Origin of the sequence: Thalassospira sp. UBA4513, assembly GCF_002388495.1 — a bacterium.
GTDB classification, from domain to species: domain Bacteria; phylum Pseudomonadota; class Alphaproteobacteria; order Rhodospirillales; family Thalassospiraceae; genus Thalassospira; species Thalassospira tepidiphila.
Map to the genome: position 1 here is coordinate 23736 of NZ_DGMR01000009.1, position 17881 is coordinate 41616.

General features: G+C 50.7%; 16 protein-coding genes. 5 read left to right on the forward strand and 11 right to left on the reverse strand.

The features are described 5' to 3' along the window. Nucleotides 1-192: 192 nt before the first annotated feature. Nucleotides 193-1410, reverse strand: a complete 1218-nt coding sequence (locus B2T33_RS03340) for an MFS transporter (protein WP_083997168.1) — start codon at nt 1408-1410, stop codon at nt 193-195. Between the two features lie 107 nt (nt 1411-1517). Here B2T33_RS03340 and B2T33_RS03345 point away from each other — a divergent pair, with 107 nt between their 5' ends. Beyond that, the gene (locus B2T33_RS03345; RefSeq protein WP_083997167.1) at nt 1518-2534 is read left to right on the forward strand and encodes an AraC family transcriptional regulator; all 1017 of its coding nucleotides are present in this window, start codon (nt 1518-1520) and stop codon (nt 2532-2534) included. Here the strand turns inward: B2T33_RS03345 and B2T33_RS03350 are convergent. From B2T33_RS03350 to B2T33_RS03380, 7 genes are all read right to left on the reverse strand, one after another. Further along, nucleotides 2519-2992, reverse strand: coding sequence for an IclR family transcriptional regulator (locus B2T33_RS03350; RefSeq protein WP_245227978.1), 474 nt, complete (start codon nt 2990-2992; stop codon nt 2519-2521). The genes B2T33_RS03345 and B2T33_RS03350 overlap by 16 nt on opposite strands. Further along, the gene (locus B2T33_RS03355) at nt 2989-3978 is read right to left on the reverse strand and encodes a phytanoyl-CoA dioxygenase family protein (RefSeq protein ID WP_064782079.1); all 990 of its coding nucleotides are present in this window, start codon (nt 3976-3978) and stop codon (nt 2989-2991) included. Before B2T33_RS03355 ends, B2T33_RS03350 begins: the two co-directional genes overlap by 4 nt. A gap of 51 nt (nt 3979-4029) precedes the next feature. Beyond that, nucleotides 4030-4779, reverse strand: coding sequence for a class I SAM-dependent methyltransferase (locus B2T33_RS03360; protein WP_064782078.1), 750 nt, complete (start codon nt 4777-4779; stop codon nt 4030-4032). Next, nucleotides 4769-6223 carry a hypothetical protein gene (locus tag B2T33_RS03365; protein WP_157097783.1) on the reverse strand — a complete coding sequence of 485 codons (1455 nt, stop codon included), beginning with the start codon at nt 6221-6223 and terminating at the stop codon, nt 4769-4771. Before B2T33_RS03365 ends, B2T33_RS03360 begins: the two co-directional genes overlap by 11 nt. A gap of 41 nt (nt 6224-6264) precedes the next feature. Further along, nucleotides 6265-7665 carry a hypothetical protein gene (locus B2T33_RS03370; RefSeq protein ID WP_157097782.1) on the reverse strand — a complete coding sequence of 467 codons (1401 nt, stop codon included), beginning with the start codon at nt 7663-7665 and terminating at the stop codon, nt 6265-6267. A gap of 4 nt (nt 7666-7669) precedes the next feature. Next, nucleotides 7670-8683 carry a radical SAM/SPASM domain-containing protein gene (locus tag B2T33_RS03375; protein WP_064782075.1) on the reverse strand — a complete coding sequence of 338 codons (1014 nt, stop codon included), beginning with the start codon at nt 8681-8683 and terminating at the stop codon, nt 7670-7672. Between the two features lie 287 nt (nt 8684-8970). Then, the gene (locus B2T33_RS03380; protein ID WP_064782074.1) at nt 8971-9732 is read right to left on the reverse strand and encodes an IclR family transcriptional regulator; all 762 of its coding nucleotides are present in this window, start codon (nt 9730-9732) and stop codon (nt 8971-8973) included. A 142-nt stretch (nt 9733-9874) separates the two neighbouring features. On the opposite strand from B2T33_RS03380, the gene B2T33_RS03385 reads away from it, so the two are divergent. Both B2T33_RS03385 and B2T33_RS03390 read left to right on the forward strand, forming a co-directional pair. Next, entirely contained in the window at nt 9875-11602 is a 1728-nt protein-coding gene (locus B2T33_RS03385) for a thiamine pyrophosphate-requiring protein (RefSeq protein WP_064782094.1), read from the forward strand. Between the two features lie 166 nt (nt 11603-11768). Beyond that, a complete protein-coding gene (locus B2T33_RS03390; protein ID WP_064782073.1) occupies nt 11769-13583 on the forward strand; it encodes an alpha-amylase family glycosyl hydrolase in 1815 nt (604 codons plus the stop codon). Nucleotides 13584-13753: 170 nt separating this feature from the next. On the opposite strand, the gene B2T33_RS03395 is transcribed toward B2T33_RS03390, so the two are convergent. Next, the gene (locus tag B2T33_RS03395; protein ID WP_064782072.1) at nt 13754-14155 is read right to left on the reverse strand and encodes a VOC family protein; all 402 of its coding nucleotides are present in this window, start codon (nt 14153-14155) and stop codon (nt 13754-13756) included. Between the two features lie 346 nt (nt 14156-14501). Here B2T33_RS03395 and B2T33_RS03400 point away from each other — a divergent pair, with 346 nt between their 5' ends. Both B2T33_RS03400 and B2T33_RS03405 read left to right on the forward strand, forming a co-directional pair. Continuing rightward, complete coding sequence (locus B2T33_RS03400) at nt 14502-14987, forward strand: hypothetical protein (protein ID WP_286791153.1); 486 nt, start codon at nt 14502-14504, stop codon at nt 14985-14987. Nucleotides 14988-15040: 53 nt separating this feature from the next. Next, nucleotides 15041-15583 carry a PAS domain-containing protein gene (locus B2T33_RS03405; protein ID WP_286791154.1) on the forward strand — a complete coding sequence of 181 codons (543 nt, stop codon included), beginning with the start codon at nt 15041-15043 and terminating at the stop codon, nt 15581-15583. A gap of 19 nt (nt 15584-15602) precedes the next feature. Here the strand turns inward: B2T33_RS03405 and B2T33_RS03410 are convergent, their stop codons facing one another. Further along, nucleotides 15603-16835 (reverse strand): hypothetical protein, encoded by a 1233-nt coding sequence (locus B2T33_RS03410; protein ID WP_063086879.1) that lies wholly within the window; start codon nt 16833-16835, stop codon nt 15603-15605. Next, entirely contained in the window at nt 16828-17682 is an 855-nt protein-coding gene (locus B2T33_RS03415; RefSeq protein WP_286791155.1) for an HAD-IIB family hydrolase, read from the reverse strand. Before B2T33_RS03415 ends, B2T33_RS03410 begins: the two co-directional genes overlap by 8 nt. Nucleotides 17683-17881: the final 199 nt, after the last annotated feature.

The following is a 17881-nucleotide window of genomic DNA, read 5'->3' on the forward strand; positions in this document are numbered from 1 at the left end:
ATGACGGGGTTGGCGTTCGTTATGGCAGATGGATGTCGGCAGAATGCGATAAGGGCAGCGAGGGTTCGCTGCCCTTTGGTGTGTTTGGGGTGATTATGGTGGTTGCGCGAGGGTAAGAAATGCCCCGGCAGTGGTGACACTGCCGGGGCGGGCTGGGCCGATGCGGCATCGGTGGGGGTTGGGGCGATGCTGTTATCCCTGTTCGGCGGGAACAGGGGCGGTTCGCAGGCCCAGCGTTACGATGATCGATGCGCCGAGAAGCAGGAAACCGGCGATGGTAAAGACGCCAAGCGCGCCGCTGGTGTCAAAGACAAGGCCGCCGACTGCGGCACCCGTGGCAATGGCAAGCTGGAAACCGGCGACCAGAAGTCCGCCGCCGCTTTCGGCCTCATCCGGGACGGTGCGCGTGATCCAGGTGGACCATGCGACCGGCACACCGCCAAAGGCCATGCCCCAGATCGCAACAAGCACGGTGGTCGGGGCAACCGCACCATCAATGGCGACCATGCCGACGCCGGCCAGCCCCATGATCATCGGCATCAGCGCAATGGTCATGCGCAGCGAGCGGGCAATCAGCGCACCACCAACATAGGTGCCGATAAAGTTGGCGACACCAAAGCCCAGCAAAATGCCCGAGATACCCGCCGTCGTCACACCCGAGACATTTTCAAGGAACGGGCGGACATAGGTGAACAACGCGAAATGGCCGGTAATGATCAGGACCAGTGAAAACAGCCCGAATTTCATGCGCGGGCGGTTGATGACCTCGATCAGGGTGCGCAGGGTCGCACGCCCGCGCGGCGGCATTTTGGGAAGCGTTGCGAATTGCACGACAAGGGCAAGAACGCCCAGCAGGGACGCCAGCATAAACACATTGCGCCAGCCAATGACATCGCCAAGATAGCTGCCGAGCGGGGCGGCAAAGACGGTGGCGGCGGAAACGCCGCTAAACAGGATGGCAAGGGCGCGCGGGACGTTCTTTTCCGGCACAAGGCGCATGATGATGGCCGCCGACATGGTCCAGAAACCACCAAGGGCAACGCCCAGCAAGACCCGGCCAGCCAGGAGGATGGCATAGTTCGGGGCCTGTGCGATCATGATGTTCGCGGCAATCAGAAGAACCGAAAAGCCAAGCAGAACATAGCGGCGGTCGATCTTGCGGGTCACCGTCGCGGTCAGAAGGCTGGTGATCAGGGCCATAACGGCGGTGGCGGACATGGCCTGACCGGCCATGCCTTCGGTAATGCGCAGATCATCTGCCATCGGGGTGAGCAGGCTGACTGGCAAAAATTCGGCCGTGACCAGCCCGAATACCCCAAGCGTCATGGAAATCACAGCGGCCCATGCAGCAGGTGCGGGCGCGGCCGATTGATCCATGGCCGATTGGGGGCGGGATTGCGATTCACTCATGGGAAGTCCTTTGAGTTGATGTTTTGCATTGCACCCAAAATAGTCTGGACCGTTCGGACGATCTATGACAGTTTGTCTTTATTCATTGATCAATCGTCCGGAATGTCATGTCGCTCATTGCAAATGCAGACCTAAACAGCCCGTCCAATCACCTCGAAGGCCAGTTCAATCCCGCCGGTCATGACATGGTCAATGAGCTTCTTTCCGGTGTGCGGTTGCGCGGCCTTGATTATCGTCGCATTGAAATATCCGCCCCGTTCGGCTTGCGGTTTGGCGAGGATGTTGACGATGGCCGCGCCTGGTTTCATTTCATCGGGCAGGGCACGGTCCATCTGCGGACCAAAAGTGGTGCGACCCATGTTTTGGGATGCGGGGATGCGGTGTTGTTGCCCTGTGCGGGCATTCACGATCTTTACAGCCAGGATGGCGTTGCGATGCGCAGCATTGATGCGTTTGAAAAGGCGCCGCTTTGTGATGCGGCATCGGAAATCCGGGCCTGCGAAGCCGATGTGTGCCGATCAAAGGACAATCTGATTTTCAGTTGCGCGATGGAATTTGATCTTGGCTGGTTGCATCCGTTAGCCCACCTCAAGCCGGAAATCATGCATATCGAAACGGTGCCGGATCATGATCCGCAAATCCCGGCGATCCTTGATGTCATGACAGCCGAACTTCGCGCCAAACGGCCGGGATATGGTGTGATCCTGACCCGTCTTGCCGATGTGGTGGCCGCCGCAATCCTTCGGCGCTGGGTCGAGACGGGATGTGATGTATGCGGCTGGGTCGAGGCGATCCGTGATCCCAAGCTGGCGCGTGTTCTGGCGGCCCTGCATAAGGAGCCGGGGCGGAGCTGGTCAGTTGCGGATATGGCATCGGAAATGGGGGTGTCGCGGTCTGTCTTTGCCGAGCGATTTGTCGAGCTGACGAAATCAACGCCGCAGCAATATCTGACCAACTTGCGCATGCGTCTGGCCAGCCAATGGATCGGGCGGGAAAACCTTTCCCTGGATGAGGTGGCGGATCGTCTTGGCTATGCCTCGGTCGCGGCATTCAGTCGCGCGTTCAAGCGCACAACCGGGAAATCCCCCGGTGCCATCCGCCATATTGATTACGCATCGCCGTAAAGGACGTGCTGCGCGCTTTTTGCGGCGGCTTGAAGCTTTGCCAGCAAGGCTTCGCGATTTTGCGCCAGCGTTGCCGGGGATGCACCAAACACCGAAAAGGCCGAGATCATATTGCCATGTTTGGTCAGGATCGGCACGGCGATGGCATAGATGTCTTTTTCGCGCTCGCCATTATTGGTGGAAAAGCCCTGATCGCGGATGTGGGCAAGTTCCGTCCTTAGATCATCAAGATCGGTGATGGTGTGATCTGTCATTCCCTTAAGGCTGGCATTCTTGAAATAGCGGTCCTGATCATCGGGACTCAGATGTGCAAGCCACAGCTTGCCATGTGCCGTGCAAAAGGCATCAAGCCGCGACCCAATCCGGATATCGACATAAAGCGCCCGGTCGGGGAGGGCGCTCGGTGATCTTCGAGGCGAATTGACAATATGGGATATTTCTAAAGCGTCGGAAGTCACCGCTTAGAAATTCTTGATACAACAGCGGCTGATTTGGTGAGGACACGATTAGGTATGGTAAACATTTTCCCTGCAAAATGTTTACCTACCGACAGGTGTTTTGTAAACTTGTGACGTAAATCATAGTACAGCTCAACAATGCCTTGTTCTGAAAACTGAGAATAAGCTGCTCCACTAATCTCCCATTTTTCCCCTCGTTCCCACTGTCGAGTTCTTTTTGATAGTTTGTCTCCAAAACCAAGTAATCGTGTCCCGGGATATGTGTGCGCACGCATTATTTTACGCTCACATCCTTCTTTCAGGAAGCTGCCTCTGTGAAATACATCAGTGTTAAATATTATTAAGGATCCGGCAGGTGCAAGGATTTCAACAAACGGAGGTAGTCCCTCTGGGAGTACCTCGTTATTCATAGTATAGAATTCAGGAACTCCAACCGTTATTGTTCCATTGTGCTCTAATTGTGAAAACCATGCTCTGAACTGTTGCCTTGCGAGTGGTGCACTGCCGGGATGCACACCAAAAGCCCCTCTCCCGGTCTCTAGAATATCTTCCAAATAGACCATAAATTTGAGATTCCAAGTCTTATCAAAGTGCGAGGGAGCTACTTCCTTGCCGGTACCTATATCATGTGTGGCGTATATCTCAGTATTCAGCATGCAAGGTCTACCTACGATTTTCTCCGTTAGTTGAACGATCTTGTCGTCAGCAAATACCTTATCTACGGTCTCGAATGTTGGAGCAGTAACGGAACCACGGTCAAAAGCTGCATAATCAGCAATATCTCCACCGACTTTACGGACGTAGGCTACCTCGTCTTTATTCCTGAGACTTCTTATATGTTCCCATTCAGCTCGAAGGTTATCAAGGTTTGGTTGGGACACCCATGAAGGCAAAACAGCTACACCGAATTTTCTCAATGCACGCTCTACATCTTCCTCCTGAAAGCCATTTTTTAGGGTAATGTCTTCCAAAGTTGCGGCATTCATGGTGCTTTCTCCAAGTGGTTTCTTCGCTAATCGAATGCAGTAAAAGTCTAATTATGATTTTAAATCAATTATTAGAAATTGCAATTGCACTAACTGTTGTGCGCCATTTACCAATTGCCTAGGATTTTTTTTTGTTTCAATAGTCCAAGTTCGCATTGGATCTTCTCTTTGAATCAATGATTGGGACATTGCAAAGGGGAGCATCTGATATTTGTCTATATCGTTACTCTTCGTGTCCAATATCTTTTTTATCGTTGCTCTGCTTACGTAATTCCACCCGATTTCCCATTCCCCTTCGGTATCACTTCCTTCGATAACACGTCGATGCCTCATAATCACATCGACCGGGTGGTCATTTATCATGTCGAGGACAACTATTCTGCCATTTGGCAGGGTAAGGTTAACTAAGTTCGACAAAACAGGTTCAGTGTCATCAAAGCAATTTAAAACACCTGACATGATACTGAAATCGAATTTTGAAGTGGGCGATAAAGTAGGTACAGAAATATCACCCTGAATAAACTCAACGCTAGGAAGGCGTTTCCTGGCAAGTTCTAACATCTTTTGTGATACATCAAAGCCGCTCAGCTTCAGTTTAGGAAACCTGAAGCTCAGATAATGCAATAAATCTCCGGTCGCGCAGCCAATGTCTATACAACTTCCACCATTTTTTGCTCCTTTTTCCTCCAAGATATTACCAATATGAACAAAAATATCCTTTGGTTTTTCTCTTCGATCTTCGTTTATGTAGATATCGTCATCCGCTATTCTGCGGCCAGAACCAGACCATTTACTTTGCATCTATCTTGTCTCTTTCTATTTGCTCTAACTGCCTGCAGATTCGAACAAAAGAGTTACCATCTAGTGGACCGAAACCAATCAATTCCTCTAAGCTATCAGAGATAAGTTGCTCAAATCGACTCTTTTCGGTCGCTAGCAATTTAATTTCCTCTAGAGTTTCCGAGTACGAAGATGTGGCCAAATAACTTGCAATGTTTGGAAATTCATCTAACCCAAACTGAAACAAATCGTAGTCTATGCACACTTTTCGAGCGGCGAGAGCCCACCGTGCGGTGCTGGAACCGTTAACCAACAAAACATCGTAAGATGGAATTAAATCAACAACGAAACCTGGGGTATTATATATACCGTTTTTCTCGAGCTTTTTTACGTCGTCTGTGATTATTCGTGGATGAAGGGAAAAAGATAATTGTACATTATTGAATCGCTTTAAATCATCGCAGAGCCGAGATATGTAATTCGCTACACTTGAAAATTCACTTTTTTGGGCCCAGCTGGTAGTTTCGCTTGGAGGAACGCAAACTAGTATTTTGACTTTATTTCTAGATATCTTTGTGCAGTTAGCAAACGCTATTTGAGCGGCGGGATCTCTTTCAAACGCATCGGATACCACATCTCCGTATATAGACCCGGTAACCACAATTTTCTTCTCTGGGACGCCCTCCTGTAAGTATCGCGCCTGCATTGCTTGTCCCTCGCTCAATATGATGTCGCTATTTCCTCCTTGAAAGCACCAAGGGTCTCTGAAGGTTATTCCGCAGTATTCCATTGCGATAATAAAAGAAGGCGGCAGATATATACTGTTTCCAAAATGAGTTCCTCTAATCCATTGAGGGTGATTGGTCTTTATGTACGAGCCTCCTGCGCTATCTGTATTGTATAGACTGCCATCTTCTGCTTTTTCCTCGACGCCTTTGTATACTAGTGATGAGGAATCCGCCATTCCATAGGGTAGGGTAGCTATGATCAGACCGCGTTGCTTTGCGACATGCAATAGCCAATAGTCTGAGGCAATACCATCCTCACCAGTTACAATCACTGTGGCGCCACTCTCATCAATTACCCTTTGGGCATCTTCAATACGAAATGTGTGGTACTTCACCATCTCAGAAAGTGCAGCATCAGGAATGCCGGTATCTTTAGGCACTCCGAGCGCAAAAGACTTTTTATTTATTAAATAATGTATTCTTTTTAGTATTCTAGAAAAGAAATTGTTTGTATTTTGTGCTGTATTATCGACCGGTCCGCGGTCTCCTTTATGAATAAAAAAACTAGCATTGAGAGATGTTGCTACGTCTGACACACGTTGAGCAACGCCGTCATCGTCTCGATCGCAGCAAAAACAGACAGAAAACCCATAGCGCTGCATTCGTTCAGCGACTTCTTTGTAATAGTTTAGTTGTCCAGTTTCGCCGCAAATAATAAGAATTCTTGGGTGAGTCAATTTTCATTATCTCTTATTAAATTTTGAAAAATATGTTTTCACTAATTATGCTCTGTTATTAGTCTGACAATATTTTCTGTTGCTCTTCCGTCAATTTCCCCCCATATTTTCCTGTTTTCTTCCATACCGCGTGCTTGTGTTTCATAGTATTCGTTATTTAGCATTTTCAATACTTTTTCTTTTGAATTCGAGAAGTTCGCAAAAGAAAAAAAACCTGGAGAATTGTCGTAGATAGAGAGGTTAAATCCATACATATCATAGTTGATGACCGGTTTTCCAGCTGCGAGCGCCCAGCGAATAGTCGATGAAAAGCATGTGAAAAATAAGTCGTGAACAGGGATTGCCGTAATCACACCGTTTTCAATAGTATTTAGATTCAAATTGTTGATGACTTCTCTGTCAGAATCTAGGGTGTTCGGGTGAATAGAAACTGAAATTTCAAGTTGTTCATTTTCGTCTTCGAGTCTCTTTAATTGTTGCCAAACTGTACTGTATGACTCAAATTCGCAAAATTTAGCACGAGTAGCATGATAGTTCGGCGGCAGTGATACTAGTATTTTTGTTTTGTTTGGGGCTATTTTTTTCTTGTTCTCAAATGCCCTCTTGGCATCCCCGTGTTCGGATATTTTCTCATAAATTAAGTCACAATATATCGAGCCAGTTGGCACAAGTTTTTTTTCGTCGATATTTTCATCTCGGTAGACACGCATCGTGTTTTCGCTCTCTACTGCAATGTATGAGCTTGGTCCGCCGTGTACAGTCCAAGGATTCTGAAGTTCTCCAATTATATCTTCTCTTGCAAGTATATACTCAGGGGGGAACAGTAAAAAATTTTTACGTTTGTATGTTTTGATCCATTGTGCGTGTTTGGAGCGGATCAATTGACCTAGTGCCGAGTTTGGAACTTCGTATAGTGTACCGTCAGCATACTTTTCAAGCAGTAGGTTTTGAAAGTCTTGGTGGTTGGATATCTCGTAAGGAACAACGATAACCGGTATCTTCAATTCTATAGCCGCAGATATGTATTCGAAAGGGGAAGATATTCCGTCTTCGAAGCAGATCAAATGTGTAGATTGTGACTTAGATATCTCTAGTTTTGCGATTTTCTTTTTCTGGAAAAAGTCACGTGCCGTACGCAGATACTTAATTCTGGACCGCATGGGTGCTGCTCTGTACTTCAATTGGCTTAGTGCTAGTAAATATAAATTTTCACAAAAGTTTTTAATAGTATTTATGTGTTCTCTGTTGTTAATCGTTGAGTTCGTTTTTTTCGATATTGTTATTATTTCTTGCGTTAAACCAGAGTTATTGGGCGTGCATAAAGTAACTTTAATACGCTGTTGTTGCAGCCTTGATGCTAGTTCGGTTGTCAATTGCAGCTGAGATTTCAGCGTTGGTACTATGAAAACTCTTGATTTTCTTGTTTCCCGGTTTGTTGTCATCCCCTTACCCTTCTTCTCTCCAGAATGTTTTGTGTTGCACTAATTCTGTGTTTAGTGGTTGGGGTTTGCATTTGCTTGCACGGATGCAATTGGCGCATAGAGTTCCTTCAAGGTCGTCAGCAATGTGGCGTTGACGTAAGTCACGAAACCGTTTGCTATGCCAAGCATCCTTTACTGACATGTTGGAAATGCTCTCTACTGCGAGTAGGTTTTCGTAGTCATTACAGCATGCTTTCATATACCCTTCTAGGCTAAAATGTGCTTTGTTAAAAGGAAGGTGGCAGTCACGGTAGGGAGGGTCAGGGAATTCTGACATTTGGCCTGATTGATTGGATGCCTCATAGTATAGTATTTCGTCAACATAGTCTGAGATAAGAGATTTCAAGTTGTCGAATGAGGCAATTGTATGGGGCATGCCGACAAACGAGACGCCTAGATATACATCTTGAGAAACCTTTTCTCTATAGGCGCTTACAAATCGGATGTTATCGATAACCTTGTCAAAGTTATCTTTTCCATGAACTGCTTTATAGGTTTCTCGGTCGCCGCCGTTTACAGAAAACTTAATCGAGTTCAGCCCTGCATCGAGAATTTTCTTAAATTTGTCGTGTCCGACCAATGCCCCATTGGTCGAGATGTACTGATATTCGTAGCCAGTTTCTTTGCAAAACGAGATATACTCGTCTAACCACTTGCAGGTCAGTGGTTCTGCACCTGCGAATAAGCCGATTTCCCTAGCGCCGCATTCGTAGGACTCTGTAACAATACGTTTGAATAGATCTCGATCAATGTGCCTCTTTGGGCGCTCCATTAGTGTGTAAGCGCAAAAATTACAATTATGGTTACATATGTTCGTTGTCTCAACCTGAATCTGTCTAGGGAATGGAGGGCATTGTTCTCGTTTTGAATCAGTTATCATATTCAAAAGTCGCGTACCAATATGGCTTTTCCCGGTGTATCCGCTAGAGAATATTTCGGTGAGATCATCTTCGATGAATTGTTTGTTCTCTTTTGCCATAGTTAATTCGGTTCCCAAAAACTGATTTGATTAGCCATATCTTGTGCCTTTTTTTAAATGATGTGCAAATGAATTCCAACACCGAATTCATACGTGGTGAGGATAAGCGGGATAGTCGGCTGGTGTAAGCGTGCAGGGTAACCCGCTTCACATAATATTTCTTGCTAAAGCATCTTGGAGATGTTGATGATAATAATTTGCACTTGTGTGTAAGGGGCATGTATTGCCATAGCATGGTCACAAAGGGTTCAGGGGATAAGCGTATGATAGCAGTATTGGTCGGCTAATCAGTTCGCGCCGCAAATTGTAATTTTTGCAAGATGTGCGGCAATTTGCGTGCTCTCTAGAAGGCTCTGGCGGTTCTGGTCAAGTATCTCAACTGATGCGCCAAATACCGAAAAGGCCGAGATCATATTGCCATGTTTGGTCAGGATCGGCACGGCGATGGCATAGATGTCTTTTTCGCGCTCGCCATTATTGGTGGAAAAGCCCTGATCGCGGATGTGGGCAAGTTCGACCTTTAGTGCATCAAGATCGGTGATGGTGTGATCCGTCATCCCCTTAAGGCGGGCATTTTTGAAATAGCGGTCCTGATCATCGGGGCTGAGATGCGCCAGCCACAGCTTGCCATGCGCTGTGCAAAAGGCATCAAGCCGCGACCCAATCCGGATATCGACATAAAGCGCCCGGTCGGGGAGGGCCTTGGCGATGCAAACTGCTGCGTCGCGATCAAATTCGGTTGCCATGCAGGCTTCGCCTGTTTCGCGCGCCAGCTGATCAAGGATCGGCTGCAGGATGGTCGGCAGGTTGCCATCGTGCAAAACACGATCCCCCAGATCGGCAAACATATACCCCAGCCTGAAAACCCCGCGTGACGTCACCCGCAATGCCCCGGCATGCACCAGTGTGTGCAGAAACCGGTGGGCGGTGATCATGTTGATGCCTAGTGCATCGGCCGTTTCCTTGGCGGTCAGTTCACTTTGCCCCGCCGCAAACAGATCAAGAATTTTAAAGGCCTTAAGCACGGAACCATTGAGTTGGCTGGTCATCGGGTTGCTTTTCTCCACGCAAACAGATCGGACGCCGCTGTGCCGTCTTGACGACCACCGGATTTCAATAATAAACTATATTATAAATCATATTTCAACTATAGAAATAACGGGCATGCGCCCGGAAAGCAAGAGGCGTCTGATGAAAAGCGACAAGCAGGAAAATCCCGGCCAACTGACCCTGACTGCCGGTGGGGCGGTCCTGGCCCGCATGAAGGCCATCGGGATTGATTACATCTTTGCCAATTCAGGGACCGATTTCCCGCCAATCATCGAAGGGTTGGCCGAGGCCGCGGCAAAGGATATCGACCTGCCGCACGCGCTGATTATGCCGCACGAAAATGCGGCGATGGGGATGGCGCACGGCTATTACCTTGCCACCGGCAAGACGCAGGCCGTGATGGCGCATACCAATGTTGGCCTTGCCAACTGTGCAATCGGGGCGATCAATGCCGCGACCGAACATGTGCCGGTTGTTTTGATGTCGGGCCGAACGCCAGTGATGGAAAAGGGGCGTCTGGGGGCGCGCACCGTGCCGATTGGTTGGGGCCAGGAAATGCGCGATCAGGCAGCGCTGGTGCGCGAAAGCACGAAATGGGAGTATGAGCTTAAATTCCCCGAACAGGTGCCGGATGTTGTCGACCGTGCTTATGCGATTGCATCATCGGTGCCCAAGGGCCCGACCTATGTCAGCCTGCCGCGTGAAGTTTTGTGCGAACCGTGCCCGAGTGATCAGATCGAAGGTCCGCTTCGTATGCAGCCGGTGCCTGTCGCCCCGCCACAGGCCGTGGTGGAACAGGCAGCCGACATTCTGGCCAATGCCAAAAACCCGGTGATCATTGCCCAGCGTGGAACGGGCACGGCGGAAGCCTTTGGCCGCTTTGGCGATCTGGTCGATCAGTGGGGCATTCCGGTGGTGCAATACTGGGCGATCCAGCTTGCCATTGGCACCGAACACCCGATGTTTGCCGGGATGGACCCAGCGCCGTGGCTTAAAAATGCCGATGCGGTGGTGGTGATCGATTGTCTCGCCCCCTGGTCGCCCGATATCCATGATTTGCCGGATGACTGCAAAGTCATCCAGATCGGGCAGAACCCGCTTTATTCGCGTTTCCCGGGGCGTAATTTTGCCGCCGATATCTCGCTTGTTGGTGAAACCGGTGATGTGATCATGATGCTGGCGGATGCCATGGATCATCGTCATGACGACCAAAAATCTGTTTGCGAGGATCGCCGGGCCAAGGTGGCAGCCATCAATGCCGAAACCCGTAAAAAGGCGTTGGCGGCGGCGGATGCCGGGGCGGTGGACCCGATGACCAAGGCTTATGTATCACGCTGCTTGTCCGATGCGATTTCAGGTCGGGCGGCGACGGTGTTTTCCGAGCTTGGGTGCCCGCTGGAGCCGCTTTCGCTTTCTGAACATAGCAGCTGGTATCAGGAACCCCATTCGGGTGGGCTTGGTTGGTCCTTCCCGGCGGCGATGGGGTATCAGTTGGCGGACAAGAATAAACTGGTCGTCGCGACGATGGGGGACGGATCCTATATGTTTGCCAACCCGACGGCGTGTCATCAGATTGCCGAGGCGTTGGAGCTTCCGATCCTGATCCTTGTTCTGAATAACAATGAATGGGGGGCGGTGCGCCAGTCTGTGACGGGGATGTATCCCGATGGTTATGCGGCAAAAACCAACGAAATGCCGCTGACCGCCCTTAAACCCAGCCCCGATTTCACCAAGGTCGCCGAGGCCAGCCGCGCCTGGGTTGCCAAGGCCAAACGCGCCGAAGATTTGCCCGGTATCCTGCGCGATGCCATCAAGCATATCGACACCAAACGCACCCATGCGTTTGTTGAGGTAACGATTGCGCCTTAAGCGACTGCTTATGTCATTAATGATCGGCGCCCGGCATATTGTCGGGCGTCATCGTTTTGATCAGATGCACTGTATTGTGGCATCGCAAAATGCCTGCTTGCATCGCAGGCAATTTCATTATTTGATTGAGCTAATTATTTGAATTGCCTACCCGGAAGGAACCATTATGGATCGTGTCGTTGGAACATCGGGACGTATCGCGTTTGCAAGCGCGATGCGCAACCTCCTTGCGGATGTGTATCCCGGGCACGATCAAGCGGATTTGGTGCGTCGGGTTTTTGAAGTTCTTGGCTTGCCGATTGAGGGCGACGGACCGGAACCCTGCGAGGAATATTTGCGCAAATGGGATCAGCGAGATGCGTTTCTGATCACCTATGGCGACAGCATCCAGCAGGACGGCAAGAAGGGGCTGCAAAGCCTTGGCGAGTTTCATCGTAAGTGGCTGAAAGACTGGCTGACGGGTATTCATATCCTGCCGTTCCATCCCTTCACTTCCGATGACGGCTTTTCGGTTAGCGACTTTGACATGCTCCGCCCGGAACTCGGCGACTGGAGCGATGTCGAGGAACTGTCAAAGCACGCAACCGTGATGGCCGATCTGGTGGCAAACCATATTTCGGCATCCCACCCGTGGTATCAGCAGTTTCTGGCAGGCGAAAAGCCCGGCATTGATTACATCAAGACCGCAAATCTTGAAGATGACCTTTCCGATGTCGTCCGCCCGCGCAGTCATGCGTTGCTCAATCACGTGGTGACCAAGCAGGGTGAGAAGCAGGTCTGGTGCACCTTTAGCTATGACCAGGTGGATCTGGATTACGGCAATCCGGACGTATTCTTTGAGATGCTCAGAGTGGTTCTGAACTACCTCAAGCACGGCGTGCGCGTGGTGCGGTTGGATGCCATCGGCTTTATCTGGAAGGAAGTCGGCACGACCTCGATCAACCTTGATCAGACCCACAAACTGATCAAGGCGATGCGTCTGGCGTGTAATGCGGTGCATCCGGATGTGTTGTTCATTACCGAAACCAACCTGCCGCTGCTCGAAAACCTGTCCTACTTTGGCAATCAGGACGAAGCGCACCTGATTTATAACTTCTCGTTGCCGCCGGTGATCATTCATGCGTTGCTGAGTGGACGAAGCGATTTTATCCGCAAATGCATCATGGCAATGCCACCGGCGCCTGCGGGCTGTACCTTCTTTAACTTCACCGCCAGCCACGATGGCATCGGCCTGCGCCCGGCCGAAAACCTGATTCCGGATGAGGATATCGAAGGCCTGCGCGATCATGCGGTCAAGATGGGCGGGCAGGTCAGTTACCGTGCGCTCAAGGGTGGCGGGCAGAAACCTTATGAGCTTAATGTCACGTTGTTTAGCATGCTGGCACAAAACTTCGCTGGCGAGGCCACCATGGGGCTTGAGCGCTTTGTGATGAGCCAGGCGATCGCCATGTCGCTTGAAGGTATTCCGGCGATCTATATCCAGACCATTCTGGCAACTGAAAACGATCAGAAGGCTTATGAGGAAACCGGCATTCCAAGGCGTCTGAACCGGAAAATCTGGAAGCTTGATGATGCCGAGGAAACGCTGTCACGCGAAGGTGTGGCACGATCGGCCTTTGATCAGTTGCGCGCGCTGATGTCGATCCGTCAGGGGCAGCCGGCCTTCCACCCGAATGCCACGCAATATACCCTTAATCTTGGCTCGGAACTTCTGGGCGTCTGGCGGCAATCGCATCTTAATGAACAAAGCATTTTCTGCGTCTTTAACCTGACTGAAAAGCCCCAGGACCTTGATCTATCCAAGATCAACCTGATCATGACCGAAGGCTGGCAGGACCTGATTACGCAACAGGTCGTAGAAGACTATAACGGCGTGATGAAATTGGCGCCTTACCAGATCGTCTGGATCTCCAACATGGACGGCCGCAACCGCACCGAAAGCCGTCTTTTGCAGCGGTATCGGGATGCAATGCCGGTTTAGGGGCTTGCGTTCGAAATAGCGGAGAGGGCGGCGCCAAGTGGCGAAAATCTGGCGGTTTTTCGTGCCTCTTGTGGTGCTTCTTAGAATGGCGACTGAAAAATACGACCGAAAAATAAATCTGCCGCCTTTTTTTTCTACCTCAAACGGCGTTTTGGCACTCTCAGACAAATCTAAGGGGTTGACCTTCCATCATAGCATGCGAACGCCAGCTTGTTTCCATCTGGATCGCGCACGTACGCAACATAGAACTTGTCGCCATATCGTTCCGGGCGAAAGCCAGGGCGGCCTTCGTCTCGCCCGCCGCCTGCTATCGCTATTTCGTACAACGCGTCGACCGAGGTTGCTGTTGGCACTCGAAACGTAGTCATCGCGCCATTTCCAACGCTGGCGGGATTGCCGTCATACGGATGGCAGGAGAAAAATCGGGGTACAGTCTCATCATGCCGGTCGCCCCACGACACGACTTGCTCATCCTCGTAACAAGGCGATAGCCCCATCATCTCGAAAAGCGGATCGTAGAAAGCCTTGGCCCGATTGAGATCATTTGTACCGACCATTGTGTAGCCAATCACTTCATCCTCCTTTCTCTGCTCCCTACCGTAGGGCTCCCATCAGTGTGTTCAACAACCGTCGAAAAGATCATCATCAGAGTAAACACGAGATGAGCTTTATCCAAAAATAGCAGACATTCGTGCAACCCGCGGCATCGGTGTTTCTGGGCTAGAAGCCATCATTCGGCATCGTTTTTATTTGTGGTGCGTGGACTTTTCAAATTGCGGTTATTCCGTGCTCTATCGTACTACTTAAAATCATTAAACTATAACGTGTATTTGGTAGGCTGAAATGCGGTTGCGCACGGTTATTTGTTTCCTGTATGCGTGACGCCAAAGATGGAAGATCGAGGGGGCATGAAGCGCAATGGCTTATGCGCTGGAAGTTCGGATTCCGCACTTGCCCGATGATACGGATTACCGCGTTCGGGCATATGTGGAAATATGGTGGAATGCGGCCCGCAACGGGGAAGTTCCCGATCGTAAGCGTTTCAATGCAGATGTTTTGTCGCAATGGATCGATGACATCTGCATCTATGAATTCCTTCCCGAAAAACGCGACTTCGTGATCCGCATTGATGCACCCAATATCATTGCTGCCAGTGGCGAATGTTATCAGGGGTGCTCGCCGCGCCAGATTGATCTTGATTTCGGCACCACTGTGTATCCAACGCTTCTGGAAGTGATTGATACCGGAAAGCCCGCCTTTCATCGTGTCGGCCATGAACGCATGGTCTGGGAGGAATGGCTGCGCATAATGTTGCCGGTCCAGACCACCGACCGGGCAGGCAAGGTGATCAAGCAGGTCTTTGTCACCCATTTTCTCTATCGCGGGCAAAGCGAGCCGGATTAACGCCGCGCTTGTTTCGCATGGTGTCACGCCCCACGTGGATAAGGAAAGGGGCGATGGGTCCAATGCATGTCTCGATGCATGCATGCGATGGCAGTGTGACTGGGAATGTTATGGCAAAGCTTGGTGGTGAACGGGATAGGGAAATCCCGTTAACATATCTCGATGACGATGCGCCGCCTGCTGCGCAGGCTCTTCTGGATTTCTGGAACGCGCATGCGTCAGAGGGCAATCTTCCCACACGATCAGATTTCCAGCCTGATAACCTAATCCCTTGGATCGACGATATTTCTATCTATGAATATGTCCCGGAAAAGGATGACTTTCAGATACGGCTTGAAGGCGAAAACATTATCGCACTGACCGGTGAAAACTGGCGCGGTGCGTTTGCCCGCGAAGTCGATTGCCGCTTTTCAAGCGGACTGCATGCGGCGATGACCGCTGTACGAACTACGCTCCGACCACAGATCCATCATTTGCGAATTTTTCAAAGGGAATGGCAAAGCGGCATACGGTTGCTTTTGCCGGTTCTGCTGCAAAAACCGGACAAGGAAGATATTATACAGATCTTCCTTGCGATTTTTCCGGTCGATGATTAGGCACGATCAATTGCGCGCGCTATGCCTTGCCAATATCCATGTCGTTGAGGTCATCTTCGACCGCAGCTGAAAGCTGTTCGAAGATGTCGCCCATGGCACTTTCGACACGCTGCCAGCTTGGGATGAACGGGCTTTCCAACGGGTTTTCAAGATAGTGCTGACCGGCACTGATGATCACTTCGGACAGGACTTCGACACAGTTTTCTTCCTCGTCACGATTGATCTTGAGCCCGTTAAACAGCGCATCGGCGCGGTATTGTTCAATCAGGTCCAGGGCAGCCCGGTAATAGGTTGCCTTGAGTGTTCTGAAGGTTTCCGGGGTAAAGACCGTGCCCTGGGTCGCCAGTTTACGGAACAGGGATTTGGCGATGTCACTTGCCATGCGTGACAGCCCGTCATCCTTTTGCGCCGGATCAAACTCACGGTGCTTGTGGTCATAGATATCGGCGATATCGACCTGGGCGAGACGATGGACCGTGTGATTGCGATACATCTCCGAGAGCATCGAAACTTCAAGACCCCAGTCGGATGCCACACGAAGGCCATAGGCCACATCGGTTCTGATCGCCATTTCGCCCGACAGCGCATAGCGGAAGCAATCAAGATAGTTGAGGAAATCGGTCTTGCCGACAACCTGCTTAAGCGCACGGATCAACGGTGTGACAAACAGGCGGCAAACGCGCCCTTTTAGCGTGCCATTGGCAACACGCGCGTAATAGCCCTTGGCAAAGGCAAAGTTGAAGGCCGGGTTGGCAATCGGATACATCAGCTTGGCGGGCAGATCGGGCGTATAGGTCGCAATATCACAATCATGGATGCCGATAACGGAACTGCGCCCGGAGGCCAGCGTATAGCCAAGGCAGTACCAGACGTTACGACCCTTGCCCGGTTCATAACGGGCCAGATTGTTTTCATCGAGACGATCATGAACGCTGCGCAAGCGCGGCCCGTCGTTCCACAGAATACGGACATGTTGCGGCAGATCCTTGAAGAATTCACGCGCATGCAGGTATTGCTGCGCATCGGCGCGGTCCAGCCCGACAACGATCTGATCGATATAGGTTGCCTGTTTCAGCCCTTCGACAATTGTTGTCATCGCCGGTGTTTCCAATTCGGAATACAGGCAGGGCAGAATAAGGGTCTGACGCCGTTGGCGGGCAAAGGCGTTCATTTCATAGGCGAGTTCTTCCGGGTTTCGGTCAAGAATGCGATGAAGGGTTGTGATCGGGCCACCCTGATGGAAATCAGCCATGAAGTACCTCGCTGTTTTTATTGGTATTAGGGTCAGGACCTATTATCTGATCCAGAATGTCGTTAACTGCTACGTTCCATCCCGCCGGTCCCGGTTTGGGTGCTACGCGCAAGTTGGGATGGTCGAGCAACGGCATATTGCGTTTGCCATGCTTTGACGGAATTTGAACGGCATAATCTGCCTCGGCCAGCATGGGGATATCGTTCGGGGAATCTCCGAGCGAAATCGTCGTAAAGCGTTGCTGGCGTTTGTTTTCAGGCGCATCCTCAAGCCAGGTGACGCTCAGGCGTTCAACCATGCGTCGCATGGCTTGTCCCTTGCTTGAAGGGCCGCACAAGGTGTGGAACCGTCCACCTTTCACCAGCGTCAAATCATGCTTTTCGGCGATCTTGCGGGCAAGGGCGATGTCCTTGGCTGCGGGCTGCCAGATCAGCGGGTCTGAACAATGACGCTGCCCGGCGCGAATGGCGTCTTCAAGCGGCAAGCCGGTTTCTGTTGCGATGATTTCGGGGCTTACGGTGCGAAAGCTTTCGACCGGGACTGTGACGGCCGACTTGATTTCTTCGCGGGTGCGATCAACGGTTTCGCTGGCCGGGCCATATTGTTCGACATTGCCATTCAGCGCGATAACGCCGCCGTTCTCGCCGATAAGTCCGTCAAACAGACCGGATGTCTGATTGATATGTTCCAGTTCGGCGAGTGTTTTTGAAGATACCGCGATCAGGGGGATGGAAAGCTGTTTCAGCCGATCCAGTGCGGGGCGGGCATCCGTCCAGCTATAGGTGTCATGATCAAGCAATGTGCCGTCAAGATCTGTGAAAATGGCGATGGCGCGGCTTTGAGGCATCTTCCCGTTCTGTCGCGGTTTTAAGGGATTTTTGGCCATTGTGCAGGGCCGAAAGAAACAACTTAGCATAGTGCTGACAAAGGATCGACAGTTCACAGGATGAATTTTTCATCACGACGACAAATGCGATGAATTTTCCGGCACTATCGCACCGGTTTCCGGCCAAGGATCGGCCATTGGCGACAGGGCGTCCGTCTGA